General features: G+C 72.1%; 16 protein-coding genes. 5 read left to right on the top strand and 11 right to left on the bottom strand.

Features of this window, described 5'->3' with window-relative positions:
• Nucleotides 1–113 precede the first annotated feature (113 nt).
• The 4 genes from ACQP2Y_RS18030 to ACQP2Y_RS18045 form a co-directional block, all read right to left on the bottom strand.
• Complete coding sequence (locus tag ACQP2Y_RS18030) at nt 114–2,240, bottom strand: DUF6055 domain-containing protein (protein WP_433729657.1); 2,127 nt, start codon at nt 2,238–2,240, stop codon at nt 114–116.
• A 3-nt stretch (nt 2,241–2,243) separates the two neighbouring features.
• Nucleotides 2,244–3,125 carry a hypothetical protein gene (locus tag ACQP2Y_RS18035; RefSeq protein ID WP_433729659.1) on the bottom strand — a complete coding sequence of 294 codons (882 nt, stop codon included), beginning with the start codon at nt 3,123–3,125 and terminating at the stop codon, nt 2,244–2,246.
• A 27-nt stretch (nt 3,126–3,152) separates the two neighbouring features.
• Nucleotides 3,153–4,622: a glycoside hydrolase family 43 protein gene (locus tag ACQP2Y_RS18040; protein ID WP_433729661.1), complete on the bottom strand. Its 1,470-nt coding sequence runs from the start codon at nt 4,620–4,622 to the stop codon at nt 3,153–3,155.
• 76 nt (nt 4,623–4,698) lie between these two features.
• A complete protein-coding gene (locus tag ACQP2Y_RS18045) occupies nt 4,699–4,848 on the bottom strand; it encodes a hypothetical protein (RefSeq protein ID WP_433729663.1) in 150 nt (49 codons plus the stop codon).
• 154 nt (nt 4,849–5,002) lie between these two features.
• On the opposite strand from ACQP2Y_RS18045, the gene ACQP2Y_RS18050 reads away from it, so the two are divergent.
• The gene (locus ACQP2Y_RS18050) at nt 5,003–6,025 is read left to right on the top strand and encodes a LacI family DNA-binding transcriptional regulator (RefSeq protein ID WP_433729665.1); all 1,023 of its coding nucleotides are present in this window, start codon (nt 5,003–5,005) and stop codon (nt 6,023–6,025) included.
• A 23-nt stretch (nt 6,026–6,048) separates the two neighbouring features.
• Nucleotides 6,049–9,201, top strand: a complete 3,153-nt coding sequence (locus ACQP2Y_RS18055) for an ATP-binding protein (RefSeq protein WP_433729667.1) — start codon at nt 6,049–6,051, stop codon at nt 9,199–9,201.
• On the opposite strand, the gene ACQP2Y_RS18060 is transcribed toward ACQP2Y_RS18055, so the two are convergent.
• Entirely contained in the window at nt 9,177–9,968 is a 792-nt protein-coding gene (locus ACQP2Y_RS18060) for an ABC transporter permease (RefSeq protein ID WP_433729669.1), read from the bottom strand. The genes ACQP2Y_RS18055 and ACQP2Y_RS18060 overlap by 25 nt on opposite strands.
• Complete coding sequence (locus ACQP2Y_RS18065) at nt 9,965–10,909, bottom strand: ATP-binding cassette domain-containing protein (RefSeq protein WP_433729671.1); 945 nt, start codon at nt 10,907–10,909, stop codon at nt 9,965–9,967. The genes ACQP2Y_RS18060 and ACQP2Y_RS18065 overlap by 4 nt, the downstream gene beginning before the upstream one ends.
• Nucleotides 10,910–10,987: 78 nt before the next feature.
• Between ACQP2Y_RS18065 and ACQP2Y_RS18070 the strand changes: the two genes are divergently transcribed.
• The gene (locus ACQP2Y_RS18070) at nt 10,988–11,491 is read left to right on the top strand and encodes a GNAT family N-acetyltransferase (RefSeq protein WP_433729673.1); all 504 of its coding nucleotides are present in this window, start codon (nt 10,988–10,990) and stop codon (nt 11,489–11,491) included.
• Nucleotides 11,492–11,545: 54 nt separating this feature from the next.
• Here the strand turns inward: ACQP2Y_RS18070 and ACQP2Y_RS18075 are convergent, their stop codons facing one another.
• The 5 genes from ACQP2Y_RS18075 to ACQP2Y_RS18095 all read right to left on the bottom strand — a co-directional run bounded on the left by ACQP2Y_RS18075 (nt 11,546) and on the right by ACQP2Y_RS18095 (nt 15,398).
• Complete coding sequence (locus ACQP2Y_RS18075) at nt 11,546–12,385, bottom strand: LLM class flavin-dependent oxidoreductase (protein WP_433729675.1); 840 nt, start codon at nt 12,383–12,385, stop codon at nt 11,546–11,548.
• A 14-nt stretch (nt 12,386–12,399) separates the two neighbouring features.
• Complete coding sequence (locus ACQP2Y_RS18080) at nt 12,400–13,311, bottom strand: alpha/beta hydrolase family protein (protein WP_433729677.1); 912 nt, start codon at nt 13,309–13,311, stop codon at nt 12,400–12,402.
• 126 nt (nt 13,312–13,437) lie between these two features.
• Entirely contained in the window at nt 13,438–14,013 is a 576-nt protein-coding gene (locus ACQP2Y_RS18085; RefSeq protein WP_433729679.1) for a TetR/AcrR family transcriptional regulator, read from the bottom strand.
• Between the two features lie 66 nt (nt 14,014–14,079).
• A complete protein-coding gene (locus ACQP2Y_RS18090; RefSeq protein WP_433729681.1) occupies nt 14,080–14,784 on the bottom strand; it encodes an SDR family oxidoreductase in 705 nt (234 codons plus the stop codon).
• The gene (locus tag ACQP2Y_RS18095) at nt 14,781–15,398 is read right to left on the bottom strand and encodes a VOC family protein (RefSeq protein ID WP_433729683.1); all 618 of its coding nucleotides are present in this window, start codon (nt 15,396–15,398) and stop codon (nt 14,781–14,783) included. The genes ACQP2Y_RS18090 and ACQP2Y_RS18095 overlap by 4 nt, the downstream gene beginning before the upstream one ends.
• Nucleotides 15,399–15,577: 179 nt before the next feature.
• Between ACQP2Y_RS18095 and ACQP2Y_RS18100 the strand changes: the two genes are divergently transcribed.
• Both ACQP2Y_RS18100 and ACQP2Y_RS18105 read left to right on the top strand, forming a co-directional pair.
• Nucleotides 15,578–15,904, top strand: coding sequence for a muconolactone Delta-isomerase family protein (locus ACQP2Y_RS18100; protein WP_433729685.1), 327 nt, complete (start codon nt 15,578–15,580; stop codon nt 15,902–15,904).
• The gene (locus ACQP2Y_RS18105; protein WP_433729687.1) at nt 15,901–17,391 is read left to right on the top strand and encodes a DHA2 family efflux MFS transporter permease subunit; all 1,491 of its coding nucleotides are present in this window, start codon (nt 15,901–15,903) and stop codon (nt 17,389–17,391) included. Before ACQP2Y_RS18100 ends, ACQP2Y_RS18105 begins: the two co-directional genes overlap by 4 nt.
• Nucleotides 17,392–17,394: the final 3 nt, after the last annotated feature.

Below are 17,394 nucleotides of genomic sequence, written 5' to 3' on the forward strand. Positions count from 1 at the left end.
GGGATCGGGCGGAGACAGAGGGCAGCGGGACGGCCCGGACCGGGGGATTTGGTCCGGGCCGGGGCATCGGGGCCGCCGTGGGAGTACGACCCCGATGCCTGCTCCTGTGCCCGCTACCCGGCCGAGCAGCTGAGCGTGGGCGTCACCGGCGTACCCGTACCGATGAAGCCCAGGGTGGTGCCGGCCCCCGCGGCCAGCGCACCGTTGTAGGCGGCGTTGCGGATCACGCTCGCCGTACCGGATCCGGTGGCTGTGCCGCCCCAGATCTGGGTGAGGGTCTGACCCGCGGCGACAGCCCCGCCGACCTGCCAGCCGGTGATCGCCGCCGGGCCGGCCGTCACGGTTACCTCGGCCTGGAAGCCGCCCTGCCACTGCCCGGCGAGCCGGTAGGTCGCAGCGCACCCGGCACCGGCGGGCACCGAGGGGGAAGGCGTGGGAGAAGGAACAGGAGGAGAAGGCGGCGGCTCGCTGCCGGTGAGCGCCAGATCCTCGGTACGGAACGTCCCGTGCGTCGGGTTGACGTCAACCTCACCACCCCGACCGTCGCATCCTCGGTCGGGGTTGAACAGCAGGTACGTGCCCGACGAGCAGGCGGTCGACGGTTCCGCGTCGCCGCCGATGATTACGCTTCCCGACAGATTTGCGCCGCCCTGCACCAGCGCGTTGTTCTTCACCACCGCGTTGCCGGTTACCGTCGCGCCGCTGTTGACCCAGGCCAGGTCTTCGATGCGGGCATTGCCCGAGACGGTGCTGTTGCCGTACACCGCCGCGCGGGGGCCGACGTAAGCGCTGGCCGCGACGGTGGCGCGGGAGTCCACCCAGCCGCCGCCGTTGGAGTGCCAGCGACCTCCGCCGGGCGCCGCCGGCTTGACGTGGCCGGGCTCGTAGCCGAACGGTGCTGCGCCGGCCACCCGGAACTCGTACGCGTACCGGTGGTTCTTGGTGTAGCCGTCCAGGAATCCGTAGTGGTGTACCGCGCCGGGGGTGCCGGTGACGACGAGGTAGACCTCCCGCTCGCCGGGCTGCGTCTGGAACGCGATCTGCCCGTCCGCGCTGCTGGTCAGCGGCCCGTAGCGGGGCACACCGTCGCGCACGGCGACGAAGCCGTACGTCCAGCCGGGTTGCGCGGCGCTGTTCTCGGCGTGGCCCTTGAGGCGCAGCCGGATCAGGCCGCCGTCGGTGGCCGGCACCAGCCGGATCTTGTTGTAGCCGTAGTCGGACGGGGCGATCGCGTCCGGGATCCGGTAGTGCCCGGCCGCCTGGTCCACCGGCTCGACCGCGACACCGTTGTACGCGGTGATGAACGGGTACAGCCGGTTGATGAACGGCAGCACGTCGGCCCGGTTGCTGTAGTCCCAGGTGACGTTGTGCTGGGCGTACTCACCCAGCCGCCGGTTCAGCTCGGCCTGGTCGATGCCGGCCAGCCGGCGGTACGTCTCCAGCGGGTGCTCGGTGTTGCGGGCCTCGTTCCAGATCCGGTTGACCATGGCCAGCCCGTCCCGGTCCTTGATGTACTGCAGCAGCATCCAGGCGCCGTAGTGGTGCCGGCTGGAGCTGTAGGCCAGGTTCTCCGTCCGCAGGAAGCGGGTCAGGTCACCCGCGGCCGTCTTCGGGTAGACCTGCATGGCCATGAACTCCGCGGTGGCCTCCCAGAACGTCCCGGCCGATTGGTCCGTGAAGCCGGCGCCGGGGCGGCCCAGGAAGGTGTAGTTCTGGAACACGTGCCCGAGCTCGTGGGCCAGCCCCCACGATCCGGGTGCCGCCGCGCCGGGGGCGATGTTGATGACGCCGACCTTGCCGTCGGTCGAGCCGCCGGTGGCCCACGCGTCCAGCGGCGCGTTGGACCAGGTGGTGGTGATGATGACATTGATCTTGTACTGGGCCAGCAAACCCTGTTCGGGCGTGAACTTCATCGTGTTCACGTAGAACGAGTACAGGCTCTCCAGCTGGGACAGGATGTTGTCCGGATCGAAGCGGTACTGCGAGGGGGCGCTCTTCGGGTCGGTGCCCGACCGGTCGCCCCACAGCAGGATGAAGTTGGCCGATTCCTTGGTGCGCTCGGGCACCCAGGGCACCTCGCCGGTGCTGGCCCAGCGGGCCGGGATCCAGGTCGTCTTGGCCGCCGCCGACGCGGTGGCGATGAGCTGCGGAACAGCCAGCGGTACGACGGCCAGCACGGTGACCGCCCCGGCGAGGATCAGCCGCCGGCGCCAGCCTTTGAGGGTTGTGGACAGGCGCACCGGTCAGCCCGCCTTCGGGGCCGCGGGAGCATAGCCATAGCGGTTCTTCAGGTGCCGCCACCAGTCGCGGAACATCCACGCGTCGAAGTCGGTGATCCGGGTGGCGCTGCCCGCCTTCATCAGGAAGCCGCCGACTCCGGTCGGGGTCCAGTCGTAGAAGTCGTCGAGTCCGAAGCTGTGGCCTATCTCGTGCAGCAGGATGTGGATGTTGTCGGCGTCGAGCGCGCCGACGAAGTACTCGCTGCCGATGCGCTGGCCCCAGTCACCGCCCGCGCCGCCGTTCATGCCCGCGGTGAGCCACAGCGACATGTCGTAGTGGCGGGCGGCGCCGCCGGGGCAGTTCGGATAGTTGCCCGACTGGTTGAAGAAGCGGCCGCACGGCTCGGAGCACTGCGGCGCGTTCTCCCGGATGTTGTTGACGTAGATGTCGACCGACGAGTCCGACCACTGCAGCGTCGAGCGGTTGCGGACCGCCCAGCCCACCACCTTGAGCGGGACCTCCTGGTACGGCCAGCCGTTGTGACCGGCCATCACGTCCATCCACTTCTTGAACTGCCGGGCCAGGGAGGCGTGGATGCGGTCGCGCAGCGCGGCGCTGACCGGGGCATTGGAGTCCCAGCGCACGCAGTAGTTGATGCTGCCGCGGTTGGCGAAGATCTGGTCCCAGCCGTAGTTGCGGAAGCCGTACAGGTTGCCGTACGTCTGCTCCTGGTGCCGCCAGACCTCGTCGAGCGGGGTGACCAGATTGGCCGGCGGACTCCAGTCCGCCGGGGCCGCCGCCAAGGCGGGATTGTCACTCGGGGCGGGGGCCGCCTGGGCCGCGACCGGCGAGCCGAGCAGGACCACCAGCGTGGCGGTCAGGGTGGCAAGGCGTCGAAGTCTCATGGTGTCTTTCCTCTCTGGGCGCCACTGTCAGGAGAAGGCGCGGAATTCGAGCAGGCCGGTGGAGAAGCCCGTCCTTGAGGTGAAGGTCAGCCGGAGCCGGGTCGTGGAAACCTGATCGAAGGTGACGGTGTTCGCCGTTCCGGCGGCCACCCCACAAGCCGATCCGCCGGGCACGTTCGCCCAGGCGGTGCCGGTCCAGTACTGCACCTGGCACGACGCGGGCAGGTCGATGCCCTGGTTGTCGTCGAACCAGTAGGCGCTCGCCCCGCGCAGGGTCACCGGAGCCGCCCAGTCGTACTGGACCCACTGCTTGCCCTGCTCCGGCCAGTTGCCGTACACCGGGTGGGTCCGGTCGGCGGAGCTGGTGGGGGTGAACCCGTCGTTGATCGCCGTGAGGTTCTCCCACGGTGAGACGTACGAGGTGGAGGGGGTCGCGGTCAGCGCGTGATCGGTCCCCGGGCCGGTCGGCGGTGTCGTGCCGCCCGGGTTGGGCGGCGGCCCGGTCGTGGTCTGCACGACCCGCTGGATGGTGCCGTCGGCGTTGAAGGTCATCCGGTCGACGGCGACCGAGCGCCGGAAGTTGCCCCCGCCGGGCGCGTTCGCGTTGTGGTAGACCATGTACCACTGGCCGTGGAACTGCACGACCCCGGCGTGGTTGGTGGTCGACGACACCTGGCCGAGGACCACGCCGCGGTGCGTCCACGGCCCCATCGGGCTGGTCGCAGTGGCGTAGCGCTGGCAGGCGTAGCTCGACGAGGTGACGCAGCCGTTGGTGTCGTTGGCGGCGTAGATCATGTAGTAGAGGCCGTTGCGCTTGAAAAGGAACGGCGCTTCCCAGTAGTCGGTGAGCCCGACCGGGGTCTGGACCGCGCCGACGGTGTCGACCATGTTGGCGGCCAGCTTGACCATCCGCGGGCTCCAGTAGCCGCCCCAGTACAGGTAGGCCTGGCCGTCGTCGTCGACGAACACGGTCGGGTCGATGTTGAGCCCGGAGGAGTTGGCGGTGCTGTCGCTGATCAGCGGGCCGCCCTTGGCGTCGGTGAACGGGCCGAGCGGGCTGTCACCCACGGCGACCCCGATGTTCATCCAGCCGGGCCCGTTGCCGTTGACGGAGGTGTACCAGTAGTAGTGGCCGTTGCGCGGCTCCACCTCGCCGGCCCAGGCGTCGGCACCGGCCCACGGGAAGGTCGCGACGGAGGCCCGCGGGCCGTTGTCGGTCCAGGTCGCCGCGTCCGGGGACGACAGCACCCGCCATTCGCGCATGACGAAGGCGTCCGTGCCGGTGGGCGCCTCGTCGCGGCCGGCGTAGATGTACATCGTGTCGCCGACCACCAGCGGTGCCGGGTCGGCGGTGTAGACCGCGGTGACGATCGGGTTGGCGGCCTGCGCCGGAAGGATGGCGATCGGCACGAACACCAGGGCCAGGGACAGCAGCAGAACCAGGGGAGGGAAGTGACGGCGGGGGGTCCGGCGGGAGACCGGGCCGGGGATGGACATGGGGGTCCTTTCGTGTGGTCGACACGCCACCGTGGACGGCCCGGTCGTGCACGGCGGCCTTACGGACGGGTCGGCATCACCCCTTCAGCGCGGTCCACCCAGGTGCGGAGTGCGCGAGGGTCGCGGTGCTGTTGACCGCCTGCCGCTCACCCCAGAAACCCCGCAGCGCACCCCGTGACGGCACGACGGGGCCACCCCGGGAGGGCACGGTGTCTGCTTCGCTCATGCGCTGCTCCGAAACTCCGAAAAGCTTTTCGGGAAGCGTGGCAGCGCTCCCACGCATTGTCAACGATCTATTTCTGGCTTGTTTCCTTATCGAACGCCGTGGCGGGTGAACCGGGCCGTCGCTATGCTGACGAAAAGTTTTCGGGGGGCGGTTCATGGCGCGGCGACGGTCCGGGGTCACGTTGTCCGACGTCGCCCAGCGCGCGGGCGTCTCGCTGGCGACCGCGTCCAAGGCCCTGAACGCCCGCGACGAGGTGGCCCCCGCGACCCGGCAGCGCGTCATCATGGCCGCCGACGAGCTCTCGTTCCAGCCCAACGTGCTGGCCCGCGGCCTGATCTCCGGCAACACCCGGACCATCGGCCTGCTCACCGACGAGCTCTCCGCCGCCCGCTTCACCATCCCGGTCCTGCTGGGCGCGGAGAACGCCCTGGGCAACGAGCAGATGAGCGTGCTGCTGTGCGACGCCCGCGGCGACGCCATCCGCCGCCGGCACTACATCCGCACCCTGCTGGCCCGCCAGGTCGACGGCTTCATCGTGCTCGGCGACGCCAACGAGATCCGCCCGTCCCTGACCGCGGACATCCCGGTGCCGGTGGTGTACGTCTACTGCCAGTCCGACAACCCCGACGACGTGTCCATCGTGGCCGACGACGCGGGCGGCGCCCGGCTCGCCGCCGAACACCTGGTCTCGCTCGGCCGGCGCCGGATCGCCCACATCACCGGCGACCCGACCTACCGAGCGGCCCGCGACCGGGCGGCGGCGACCCGCGAGGTGCTCGACGCGGCCGGCCTGCCCCTGGCCGGCGAACCGATGTTCGGCCAGTGGTCCCAGCGCTGGGGCCGGCACGCGGCGACGGTGCTGCTCGCCGGCCACCCGGACGTCGACGCCATCTTCTGCGGCAGTGACCAGATCGCGTACGGGGTTACGGAAGCCCTGCGCGACCTGGGCCGGTCGATCCCGGACGACATCGCGGTGGTCGGCTACGACAACTGGGAGGTCATCGCCGCGGAGTGCCGCCCGCCGCTGACCACAGTCGACCTGAACCTGGAACAGCTGGGCGCATCGGCGGTGCGGCACTTGTTCGCCGCCCTCGACGGCGCCCCCACCTCGGGCGTGATCCGGGAACCCGGCCGCCTCATCGTCCGCGAGTCCACCGGCATCGCACCCAGCCGCTGAGCACCGGTCGCTACCCTGGGGCGGTGGCCCCCGATCTGGTCCTGCTTTCCCGGACTTCCTTCCGTGACCAGGGGATCGTGGGTCCCCGGCTGCAGGCCCTCATCGCCCTGCTCGCCGGTGAGCTGCGCACCGGCTGCGGCGCCGGGCGGCTGATCGAGGAGATCTGGCCCGACCGCCGGCCCGAGAATCCCGCCAAGGCGCTGCAGATTCTCGTCTCCCGGGCCCGGTCGCAGTTCGGCGCCGACCTCATCGTCCGGACCCCGACCGGATACCGGCTCGCGCTGGCCGACGACCAGGTCGACAGCTCGGCAGTCCTGCTGCGGGCCGAGGCGACCGCCAAGTGTTCGCTGGCCGGCGACCACGCCGCCGCGCTCCGGCACGCGGACGCCGGTCTCGCCCTCTGGGCCGGCGCCCGGCCAGGACCGGCCGATGGTCCGCTCACCGCGCTGCGGGCCGAGCGGTGGGTCACCCATCGCACACTGGTACGGGCCCGCGCGCTCGCCCTGGCCCGTCTCGACCGGCCGGCCGAGGCGGTGGAGCTGCTGGCCGAGGTGGCCGCCGAGCGGCCGCGGGACGAGGAGGTGCTCGTCGAGCTGCTGCGGTGCGAGGCGGCGACGGCCGGGCCGGCCTCGGCGCTGGGTCGCTACGACGCCTATCGGCGGTCGCTGCGCGACGAGCTCGGGACCGATCCCGGCCAAGCTTTGCGGGCCGAGCATCAGCGGCTGCTGCGGGGCGTGGTGCCCACGGTACGGCGGGGCGTCGCGTACGAGCCGAATCCGTTGCTGGGCCGGGATGACGATGTCGTCGCGGTGGAGCTGCTGTTGCGTACCTCTCGGGTGGTCTCGATTGTCGGGCCCGGCGGGCTCGGCAAGACCCGGCTCGCTCATGCCGTGGCCCGTCGGGTCGAGGTGCCGGCGGTGACTGTCGTGCCGCTCGCCGGGATCTCCGGCGCTGAGGACGTGGTCCGGGAGGTGGCGGCGGCTCTCGGTGTGGGGGAGCGCCGGGTGCCGGGCACGGTCGGGCACAGCGTCGGGGCCGGGGACATCGCCGCCACGTTGGCCGCCGGGCCCTCCCTGCTGGTGCTGGACAACTGCGAGCACGTCGTCGCCGCAGTCGCCGATCTGGTGCGTGTGTGCCTGTCGATGACCGCGGAGCTGAGGATTCTCACCACCAGCCGGACGCCGCTGGGACTGTCGTCTGAGACGGTCCATCGGCTGCCCGAGCTGAGCTTGTCGACGAGCGTGGAGTTGTTCGGGCAGCGGGCGCGGGCGGCACGGCCGGACGTCGAGCTGCCCGCGGACGCGGTGGCGGAGCTGTGCCGCCACCTGGACGGGCTGCCGCTGGCGGTCGAGCTGGCCGCCGCGCGGGTACGAATCATGTCCGTGCCGGAACTCGCCCGGCGGCTCGATGACCGGTTCGGCCTGTTGCGTGGTGCGGCCCGCGATGCGCCGCAACGCCACCACACGCTGCATGCCGTCGTTGACTGGAGCTGGAATCTGCTAGAGCCGGATGGTCGGGCGGCGATGCGCGCGTTGTCGGTGTTCGTCGACGGGTTCACGCCGGACGCCGCGTGTCGGCTGTTCCAGGTGTTGCCCGCCGGCTTGGCGGAGGCGGACGGGCTGGTGCTGTTGGAGCACCTGGTCGACCATTCGCTGCTCAAGACCGTGGACACTCCGTCGGGCACCCGGTTGCGAATGCTGGAGACGGTCCGGGAGTTCAGCGCCGCGCGGCCCGCGGCGGCCGAGGAGACCGGCGAAGTGACGGCCGCGTTCCTGGCCTGGGCGCGCGCGTTCGGCACCAGCCATCACGCGGATCTGCTCGGCGCCGACCCGTACGAGGCGATCGCCGTGGTCAAGGCGGAGCAGGAGAATCTGCTCCAGGCGCTGCGGCTGGCCCTCGACCGCGACGACCGGCCCACCATCGCCGCGGTCGCCGCGGTGCTCGGTGGTATCTGGAGCCTGGAGTCCCACCACGCGCGGCTCATGGCGCTGATCCGGCAGATCTCCTGGCCGCTGTCGCACTACCGGCCGGAACCGCCGTTCGTCGAGGTGACCCGGACCGCCCTGACCATCCCGGTGGTGGCCACCTTCAGCGGTGCGGGTCCGCGGCCGCTGCGGGCGCTGGTCGCGTTGCGAAGGCTCGGCCCGGAGCGGCCGGACACGCTGATCCGGGCGATCGGCCGGGTGATCGGCGCGCTGGGCGATCCGGTGGAGCTGCAACGGCTGTGCGACAGCACCGAACCGTTGCTGGCCGCGGCGGCCAACACGCTCGCCGGCTACTACTGGGAGATGGCCGGCGACACCGACGCCGCGGTGCAGACGGCCCGGCGGGGGCTCGACCTCTTCACCCAGCTGGAGCTGCCGTGGCCGCGAGCCGTGGGCCACGGCCGGGTCGCCGAGCTCTGCCTGCGGCTGGAGCAGGGCGCCGAGGCCCGCGACCATCTGCTCGCGGCGTTGCCGCTGCTCCAGCGCCTCGGCGCCCGGACCGACGTGGTCGGGGTACGGGCCTGGCTCGTGCTGGCCAACCTCCAGCTGGGTGACACCGTCGAGGCCGGACAGTGGCTGGACGGGCTCACCGGGGTCGCGCTCGACGAGGACGTCACCTCGGCCGGCTACGACCTCGGCATCCGGGCCGAGCTGCTGCTGGCTCGCGGCGAGGTGGAGGCCGGCCTGCAGCTGTGGCGCCGGGCCGTCGACCAGGTTCCCGATGCCGATGCGGACCCCTGGTCGGTGGAGGCGCGGTCGGTGGCGGTCGTCGCGCACGCCCGGCACGGCCGGCTCGACCTCGTGGCTGACCTCGCCGACACGTTGCCCGGGCGCCTGATCCGGCTGCTGACCCAGCCACCGGCCGGCTCACCGCCGTACCCGATCGAGCAGTTGATCTGCGGCACCCTGCTGCTGGCGATCGCCGTGGCGGACCATGCACGGGCCCGGCGTACCGGTGATCCGGACCTGGCGCGGTCGGCGGCGCGGATGATCGCGCTGGCCGAGGGGTTCCGGTTCTTGCGGATGTTCCAGCCGACGATGTCCGCGGCGTCGGCCCGGGCGGACGCCGAGGAGGCCGACCGGCCGGCGTACGAGCAAGCGGTGTTGACGTACGCCGGCCTGGACCGGGCCGGGATGCGCCTGGCGGCGCGGGATCTGGTGCGGGGTCAGCGCGTACGGTCGCGGTTGTAGAGCCGCCTCGCCCAGAGATAGCCGCCCAGCGCGATCACGGCGCACCAGCCGAGCGCGAGCGCGGCGCTCGTGCCGATCGGGGTGCCCAGCAGCAGCCCGCGCACCGTCTCCATGATCGGCGTGAACGGCTGGTACTCGGCGAACCACCGCAGCCCGGCCGGCAACGACTCGATCGGCACGAACCCGCTGCCGAAGAAGGGCAGCAGCATCAGCGGCATCGGCAGGTTGCTCGCCGCCTCGACTGTCTTGGTGGCCAGGCCCATCGCAACGGCCAGCCACACGAGGGCGAACGTCGCCGCGGTGAGGATCCCGGCGACCGCCAGCCACTCGACCGCGGACGCGGCGGGCCGGAAGCCGACGAGCACGGCGACGCCGAGGACGACGGCGAGCTGGGCCAGGGTCTGCAGCACGCTGCCCAGCACGTGCCCGGTCAGCACCGACACCCGGGCGATCGCCATGGTCCGGAACCGGGCGATGATGCCCTCGGTCATGTCCATCGCCACCGCCAGCGCGGTGCCCTGCACGGCACCGGCGATGGTGATGAGCAGGATGCCGGGCGTGACGTAGTTGACGTAGGCGCTGCGGCCACCGGACCCGCCGCCGAGACCGTCACCGAGCGTGCCGCCGAGCACGTAGACGAACAGCAGCAGGAAGATGATCGGCACGGCGAGCAGCATCAGGAGCAAGGACCAGTTCCGCGCCATGTGCCGCAGCTGCCGGCGCAGCATGGTGGCCGAGTCGCGCACGGCCAGGGTCATCGTGGTCATCGCCCGACCCGGCCCGTCACGGAGAGGAACACGTCGTCGAGATCCGGGGTGCGGACGGCCAAACCCTGCACGTCGACGGCAGCGGCGTCGAGTTGATCCAGCAACGCCTTGAGGGAACGGACACTGCCGTCCCCGGGCACCCGCAGTACCAGCGACTCGTCCGCCAGGTCGGCCGCGACGCCCAGCACCGCGGCCGCGGCGCTCAGGTCACGGTCGTCGGTGAACCGCAGCTCGACGTGCCCGCCCGGCACCAGCCGTTTGAGCTCGTCCGGGGTGCCCTCGGCGACCAGCCGGCCCCGGTCGAGCAGCGCGATCCGGTCGGCGAGCCGGTCCGCCTCCTCGAGGTACTGCGTGGTGAGGAAGACGGTCACGCCCCGGCCGGCCAGCTCCCGGACGATCTGCCACATGTCACGCCGGCTGCGCGGATCCAGCCCGGTGGTCGGCTCGTCGAGAAAGATCACCCGCGGGTCACCGATGAGACCCATGGCCAGATCGAGCCGGCGCCGCATCCCGCCCGAGTACGTGACGCTGGGCCGGTGCGCGGCCTCCCCGAGCCCGAACCGCTCGAGCAGCTCCGCCGCCCGCCGCCGGCCCTCGCCCCGCCCGAGGTGGTGCAGGTCGGCCATGAGCAGCAGGTTCTCCTCGCCGGTGAGGAAGCTGTCCACCGCGGAGAACTGACCGGTGACACCGATGTTCGCCCGGACCTGATCAGGCTCACGGGCCACGTCGTGACCGGCGACGCGGACCTCGCCGGAGTCGGCCCGGATGAGCGTGGAAAGGATCTGCACCATGGTGGTCTTGCCGGCGCCGTTGGGGCCGAGCAGGGAGAAGACGGTGCCGGCGGACACTTGGAGGTCGATGCCGTCGAGCACGACGTGGTCGCCGTACGACCGGCGCAGGCCCGTCACGGCGATGGCCGGCTCGGTGGAGGTTGTCATCATGCGGACGACAGTGCCGCGGTGGCGGATCACGGCGGTTTCATCGTGGTTTCACGGGATCAAGCCGGGTACCAGGGGCTCATGACTGGTCCTGAGATCAACACCGCGCGGTTGCGGTTGCGGCAGTTCCGGGCCGAGGATCTTGTTCCTCATCGGGCCGCGGTTGACGATGATCCCGCGGTGACCTGGGCCCACGAGCGCCGGCCGCTCGCCGCCAGTCTGCGGAGCTGGGCCGAGCGCCTCGACGAGTGGCAGCGGGACGGGTTCGGCATGTGGATCGCCGAGGTCGCCGCCACCCGCGAGGTGATCGGCCACTGTGGGTTGCAGCGGCTGGAGGACGGCGACGAGGTCGAGGTCGGCTACTACCTCGGCCGGGCGGCCTGGGGGCAGGGGTACGCCACCGAGGCGGCCCGGGCCTGCTTGGCGTACGGGTTCGACGAGTGCGGGCTGTCCTCGATCGTCGCGGTCGTGCGCCACGAGAACGCGGCTTCCCGGCACGTGCTGGAGAAACTCGGTATGCGCGCGGAACGGGACGGCGTCTTCTACGGCGCCGACGCCACCTTGTTCCGGGCTTCATGCCGGTGACGTTCACCGCTGACGCCTCAGGGTGAGGTAAACCTCAGGAGGGTGAGGTGAACCTCAGGTCGTGGCGATGAGCTCGCTCGTGACCCAGCGGGCGACGCCCGGCGGGTACGGCGCCGGTAGTCCGAGCACAATGTGCCCGAAGCCGGCCTCGATCGCTTCGCTGATCGCGGCGCGGGTGCTCGCCGGCCGCTCGTAGGTGACCGGCAGGTGGATCGAGCGGGTGATCGTGGCGGGGTCACGGCCGATCTCGGCGCAGTAGCGGTCCAGCAGTGCGCTGCGGCGGACCGCGTCGTCGAGGTCGCCGCCGGGGATGTTCCACACGTCCGCGTGCTCGGCGACCACGCGCAGCGTGCCGGCCGAACGGCCGCCGATGAGGATCGGTGGGTGCGGGCGCTGGACCGGTTTCGGGCTCCCGTACGCGCCGGTGAGCCGCACGTACTCGCCGGGGAAGTCGAACGGCTCGGTCTCGGTCCACAGCCGCCGGATCACCGTGCACGCCTCGGCGAGGCTGCCCACGGCCTGCGCGGTGTCGTGGAAGGGCAGGCCGTGAGCCTCGTACTCGCGCCGGGCGAGCGGGTGGCCCGGCCGGGAGCCCACCCCGATGCCGAGGGTGAGCCGTCCCGCCGAGACGATGTCGACCGTCGTGGCCATCTTGGCCAGCAGCGCCGGTGGCCGGAAACGGTTGCTGGTCACGAGCAGGCCCAGCCTCAGCCGCGTGGTCAGCGCGGCGAGGGCCGACAGCAGGGTCCAGCCTTCGAAGGCCGGTCCGGCCGGGTCGCCGCCGATCGGCATCAGGTGATCGAACAGCCAGGCGTGCTCGATCTCCGGGATCGCGTCCGCCTCCTGCCAGACTCGCAGGATGTCGTCGTAGCCGACCTGTTGCGGGGCCGTCATGATGCCGAAGCTGGTCACTTCGACTCGATCCGGCCCAGTGCGTGCGAGCCCGTCACCAGCTCGGCGCTCGCGTCGGTCCAGCTGGGGTCCGCGGGATAGAGCGCGCTGCGCAGGTACGCCCACGTGAGCTGCTGGATCAGGGCGACCCGTTCCGGGCTCTCGTCCGTTGTCGCGGTGAGGCCCTGACCGAGGATGCCGCCGAGCGAGTGCTCAGCGCCGAACAGAGTGAGCAGGCTCTTCCGGCCCGGGCTGAGCACGTACGGGTCGGTGAACCAGTCCGGTCCCCGTACGGACAGCGCCGACTGGTCCTTGTCCCCGGCGACGATCAGGGCCGGCGTACGCATGGCGGCGAAGTCCGGGCTCATGAACGGGAAGTGCTCGGCGGCGAACGGCGACAGGTCGGCTCCGCCCGTACCGGTGGTGGCGAGCAGGACGCCCGCCTTGATCCGCGGATCGCTCAGGTCCTCGCCGGGAAAGCCGCCGGCGTCCAGCACCCGCGCGCCGAGCAGTGTGCTCGCCGTCTGCCCGCCCCAGGAGTGGCCGGCCACGGCGATCCGGGTCCGGTCGAGCCGGCCGGCGAGGCCGGGCACGGACGCCTCGATGTGGTCCAGCTCGTCGAGGACGCGCTTGAGGTCGGCGATCCGGATCCGCCAGATGTCCGGGTAGCGCGGGTCGTCCGGGGTGACGGCCAGGGTTGCCGAGTCCAGGTGGGTCGGCTGGATGACCACGAAGCCGCGGGCGGCCCAGTAGCCGGCCAGCGGTTCGTACTCGTTCATCGACGAGGCGAAGCCGTGCGAGAACACGATGATCGGCAGGTCCCGGCCGGTGGCCGGGGCACATACCCGGACCTGGAGGTCCTCGCCGCGGCCCGGGGCCGGCAGGACCACCGGGCGCAGGGAGACAACGGGGGTGATGGTGGTGGACATGGTGGTCACTCCTCGACGCTGACGGCTGAAGCGGAACGGCGTTCCACATCCGAAGATATGGAGGCATGTTCCGTTTAGCAAGCAGTGTGAGGGAGGCCACCGGTGGGCTCCGGCTGTGATGGCAGGTCAGGCGGGTTTTGTTGCGCCGTACTTCAGGCCGTCGATCAGCAACGCGACCATGCGCCGGCCGTGGTCGCCTTCCTCGCCGGACATGCACAGGGTGCTCACTGCGTAGAGCAGTTCCTGGGCGCTGACCTCGGCGCGCACCGCGCCGGCCTCGGTGGCGGCGTCGAGCAGCCCGCCCAGGGCCGGGCCGAGCCGCTGCAGGAAGTAGTCCGGCAGGACGTTGAAGGCGGGATCGCCCGAGTGCAGGGCCGCGGCCAGGCCCCGCTTGGTGGCGATGAAGTCGGTGAACCGGAAGATCCAGCGGCTGAGGGCTTCCCCGGGCTCGTGTTCCGCCGCGAGGGCCGGGGCAGCGTCGGCGCAGGCGTCCACCTCGCGGCGGAACACGGCCGTGACCAGGTCGGACCGCAGCGGGAAGTGCCGGTAGAAGGTGCCGACCCCGACCCCCGCCTTGGCGGCGATCTCGCGCACGGGGGCGTCCACGCCCGAGGTGCTGAAGACGACCTTGGCGGCGTCGAGCAACGCGTCGATGTTGCGCTGCGCATCCACCCGCACCCGCCGACTCCCGTTCGTGCTCACGACACCACACCTCGCCAGGACTCAACTGGAAGAGCGTTCCGGTTCGAGCTTACGTCAACGCGCGGGCTACCAGAGCTGGTCGCCCGCGCGCACCACCATCTCGTTGACGGCGACCCGGCGGTCCCGGGTGACGACGTAGCCGATCGCGTCCGCCACGTCCTCCGGGCGCAACGCCTCGCTGGTGCCGGGCTGCACCACGCTGACGCGTACCCGTTCGGTCAGCAGCTCCTGGCGCAGCGACTCGGTGAACCCGGTCAGGCCGAACTTCGACAGGTTGTAGACGCTGCTGCCGGCCCGGGCGACGCGCCCGGCGGTCGAGCCGACGTTCACGATGTCCGCGACCTGCCGCGGCGCGGTCGTCGCGGCGTCGATCAGGTACGGCACGGCGGCGTGGGTCACGTGCAGCAGCCCCGAGACGTTGAGCGAGATCGTCCGGTCCCAGTGCTCGAGCATGGTGTGCAGCGCCGTGTCGAGCAGCATGACCTCGGCGTTGTTGACCAGGACGTCCAGCCGCCCGAACCGTTCCAGGGTGTCCATCACCGCCTGCTCGGCCTGCTCCGGATCGGTGATGTCGGCCGGCACCGCGACGGCGTGACCGCCCGCGCCGGCGACCTCCGCGACGACCCGGTCCAGGCCGTCCCGGCGGCCGGCCACCAGCGCGATCGCCGCGCCCTCCCGGGCCAGGCGGCACGCGGTGGCAGCGCCGATCCCGCTGCCGGCCCCCGTGACGAGGGCGACAGCGGCGCTCAGCGACCCGGCCGGCCCGGTCATGCCGGCAGGTCGGTGCCCGCCTGCTCGCGCACCATGTAGTCCGCGTACCAGGCCGGCCAGTCGGGGTCCGCCGCGCCGATGCGCGCCTCGTGCTCGCCGTGCGCGGCCGCGGCCCGGCGCAGCGCGCCGGCGAGGTCCGTGGTGGAGGCGAACGTGGTGGCGGCCGGGTCCACGCGTCCCGGGAGCCGGGTGGTGACCTCCTGCAGGACCCAGCCGTTGCCGTCAGGGTCGCTGAACGACAGGAACGAGCCGTAGCTGTGGCGGGCCGGATCGGCGCCCGGCACCCGGGCGTCGGTGCCGGCGTGGTGGAAGATGCCGCCGGCGTCGTGGAACACCTCGCTCGGGTCGGCGCCCAGACGCTTCAGCTCGTCGTGCGCGCCGTCGATGTCGGCCACGATCAGGTGCAGGCCCTGGGCCGTGCCGGGCGCCTGCGCCGTGACCGAGGTGCCGAAGATGACCGAGGCCGGCGACCCGGGCGGCGTCACCTGCACCACCCGGAAGGTCTCGCCGGTGGCGATGTCGGCGTCGAGCCGCCAGCCCAGCGCTGTGTAGAAGTCCCTGGCCCGGTCCACGTCCGACACCGGTACCACGACGACCTCGAGTTTCATGTCCATGACTTGCGCCTCCCGCTCGGACGGAATTCCAACGCGCTCAGCGTCGCCGCCCCGGCGCCGGGGTCGCGCCCGTGTATGTCACTGGTCGGCCCGGGACCAGGGAGTGCCACGGGCGCGAAGCGGGCCCCGGTGGCCGGATCGTGGACACCGCAGGAGATGTCACCCCGAGGAGGTCGGACATGGAGTTCCTGGTCACCATGACCACAACGGTGCCGGACGGGACCACGCCGGCGGAGGTGGCCGACATGCGTTCCCGCGAGGCCGCGAACACCCGCGTCCTGGCCGCTCAGGGACGCGTGCTGCGCCTGTGGCGGCCGCCGCTGGCCCCGGGGGAGTGGCGGACGATCGGGCTGTTCGCCGCCGCCGGCCCGGAGGAGCTCGAGGCGACGCTGGTCACGATGCCGCTGCGGGCCTGGCGGGTCGACGAGGTGACCCCGCTGAGCCCCCATCCGAACGACCCGGGCCGGGCCGGGAGCGATCCGGCGGGCGCGGTGACGGTGCCGTGAGCGCCGATCCGGGTACGGCGGCAGACCCCGGTGCGGGGCTCATCCCCCTGCGCGGGGCGCGCGGCACGGCGCTCATCGCGGCGACGGTGCTGGCCTCGATGGTCGGCTTCCTGGACGCGTACATGATCAACGTCGCGGTGCCGGCGATCGGGCTCGACCTGAACGCGAGCGTGAGCGAGCTGCAGTGGGTCTTGACCGGCTACCTGATCACGGTCGCGGCGTTGCTGCTGCTCGCCGGGGCGCTCGCCGATCACTTCGGGCCGCGGCGGATCCTGATCACCGGGCTGCTGGTGATGCTGGTCGCCTCGCTCTGCTGCGCCGTCGCCCCGACGCCGCTGACCCTGATCCTGGCCCGGCTGGTGCAGGGCGTCGGCGGGGCCTTCGTCGTGCCGAGCAGCCTCGCGCTGCTCAACGGCACGTTGCGCGGGCCGGACCGGGCGCGGGGCATCGGCATCTGGGCCGGCATCTCCACGCTGGGCACCACCCTCGGCCCGTACGGCGGCGGCTGGCTCGTCGACCACACCTCGTGGCGCTACGTCTTCCTGCTCAACCTGCCGCTCATCGCCGCCGCGCTCTGGGTGCTGCGCCGGGTCCCGCCGACCGCGAGCCCGCGGCGGCCGCTCTCGGTCGACGCCGTCGGTGCCCTGCTCGCCGTGATCGGCCTGGGCGGTGTCATCTACGCCCTCACCGCGGCGCCGGAGTCGGGGTGGACGACCGGACCAGTGCTGGCCTCCGGCCTGCTCGGGCTGGCGTGTCTGATCGCCCTGGTCCCGGTCGAGCAGCGCCGGCACCGCCCGATGCTGCGGACGGAGCTGTTCCGGTCCCGGCCGTTCAGCGCGATCAACGCGGCCACCCTGCTCTTCTACGGCGCGCTGGCCGCCGCCAGCTACCTGGTCATCCTCCAGCTGGAGCTGCAACTCGGCTACAGCGCCACCGCGGCCGGGGCGGCGCTGATCCCCGAGTCCGCCGTGTTCCTGGTCGTCTCCCCGCTGGTCGGCGGGCTCGTCGCCCGGGTCGGCACCCGCTGGCCGATGGCGGCCGGCATCCTGATCGTGGCCGCCGGCTTCGGCTGGCTCTCGGCGGCCCGTCCCGGCGACTCGTACGCCCAGGCGATCCTGCCCGGCGCGATCCTCTGGGGCCTCGGCATCGGGCTGGCCGTCGCCCCGCTCACCGCCGGGGTGCTCGCCGCCGTCGACGACAGCGACCTCGGTGAGGCGTCGGCGATCAACGACGCAGCGTCCCGGGTCGGCGGGGTCGTGCTGGTCGCGCTCGTCCCGGCCCTGCTGGGCGCCGGTGGCGCGCCCGGTCTCGCCCAGCCGCTCGCCGCGAACTACCAGTCCGCGATGCTCGTCATGGCCGGCCTGACCGTGGCCGCCGCCGCGCTCACGGCCCTGCTCGTCCCCAGCCGCCGCAGCACCGGACAGCACGCCGCGCCCAACCCCCGGCTACACACGTGTGCCGCGCCCGAACCGGCCGCGGCCGTCTGAGGA

It is taken from the genome of Actinoplanes sp. CA-051413 (assembly GCF_050955795.1).
GTDB lineage: Bacteria > Actinomycetota > Actinomycetes > Mycobacteriales > Micromonosporaceae > Actinoplanes.

Bases quoted from the DNA above. Each gene is read 5' to 3' on its own strand.
- ACQP2Y_RS18080 (WP_433729677.1), bottom strand. From the start codon at position 13,311: ATGTCCACCACCATCACCCCCGTTGTCTCCCTGCGCCCGGTGGTCCTG.
- ACQP2Y_RS18050 (WP_433729665.1), top strand. From the start codon at position 5,003: ATGGCGCGGCGACGGTCCGGGGTCACGTTGTCCGACGTCGCCCAGCGC.
- ACQP2Y_RS18045 (WP_433729663.1), bottom strand. From the start codon at position 4,848: ATGAGCGAAGCAGACACCGTGCCCTCCCGGGGTGGCCCCGTCGTGCCG.
- ACQP2Y_RS18065 (WP_433729671.1), bottom strand. From the start codon at position 10,909: ATGATGACAACCTCCACCGAGCCGGCCATCGCCGTGACGGGCCTGCGC.
- ACQP2Y_RS18070 (WP_433729673.1), top strand. From the start codon at position 10,988: ATGACTGGTCCTGAGATCAACACCGCGCGGTTGCGGTTGCGGCAGTTC.
- ACQP2Y_RS18060 (WP_433729669.1), bottom strand. From the start codon at position 9,968: ATGACCACGATGACCCTGGCCGTGCGCGACTCGGCCACCATGCTGCGC.
- ACQP2Y_RS18040 (WP_433729661.1), bottom strand. From the start codon at position 4,622: ATGTCCATCCCCGGCCCGGTCTCCCGCCGGACCCCCCGCCGTCACTTC.
- ACQP2Y_RS18100 (WP_433729685.1), top strand. From the start codon at position 15,578: ATGGAGTTCCTGGTCACCATGACCACAACGGTGCCGGACGGGACCACG.
- ACQP2Y_RS18035 (WP_433729659.1), bottom strand. From the start codon at position 3,125: ATGAGACTTCGACGCCTTGCCACCCTGACCGCCACGCTGGTGGTCCTG.
- ACQP2Y_RS18090 (WP_433729681.1), bottom strand. From the start codon at position 14,784: ATGACCGGGCCGGCCGGGTCGCTGAGCGCCGCTGTCGCCCTCGTCACG.
- ACQP2Y_RS18095 (WP_433729683.1), bottom strand. From the start codon at position 15,398: ATGGACATGAAACTCGAGGTCGTCGTGGTACCGGTGTCGGACGTGGAC.
- ACQP2Y_RS18075 (WP_433729675.1), bottom strand. From the start codon at position 12,385: ATGACGGCCCCGCAACAGGTCGGCTACGACGACATCCTGCGAGTCTGG.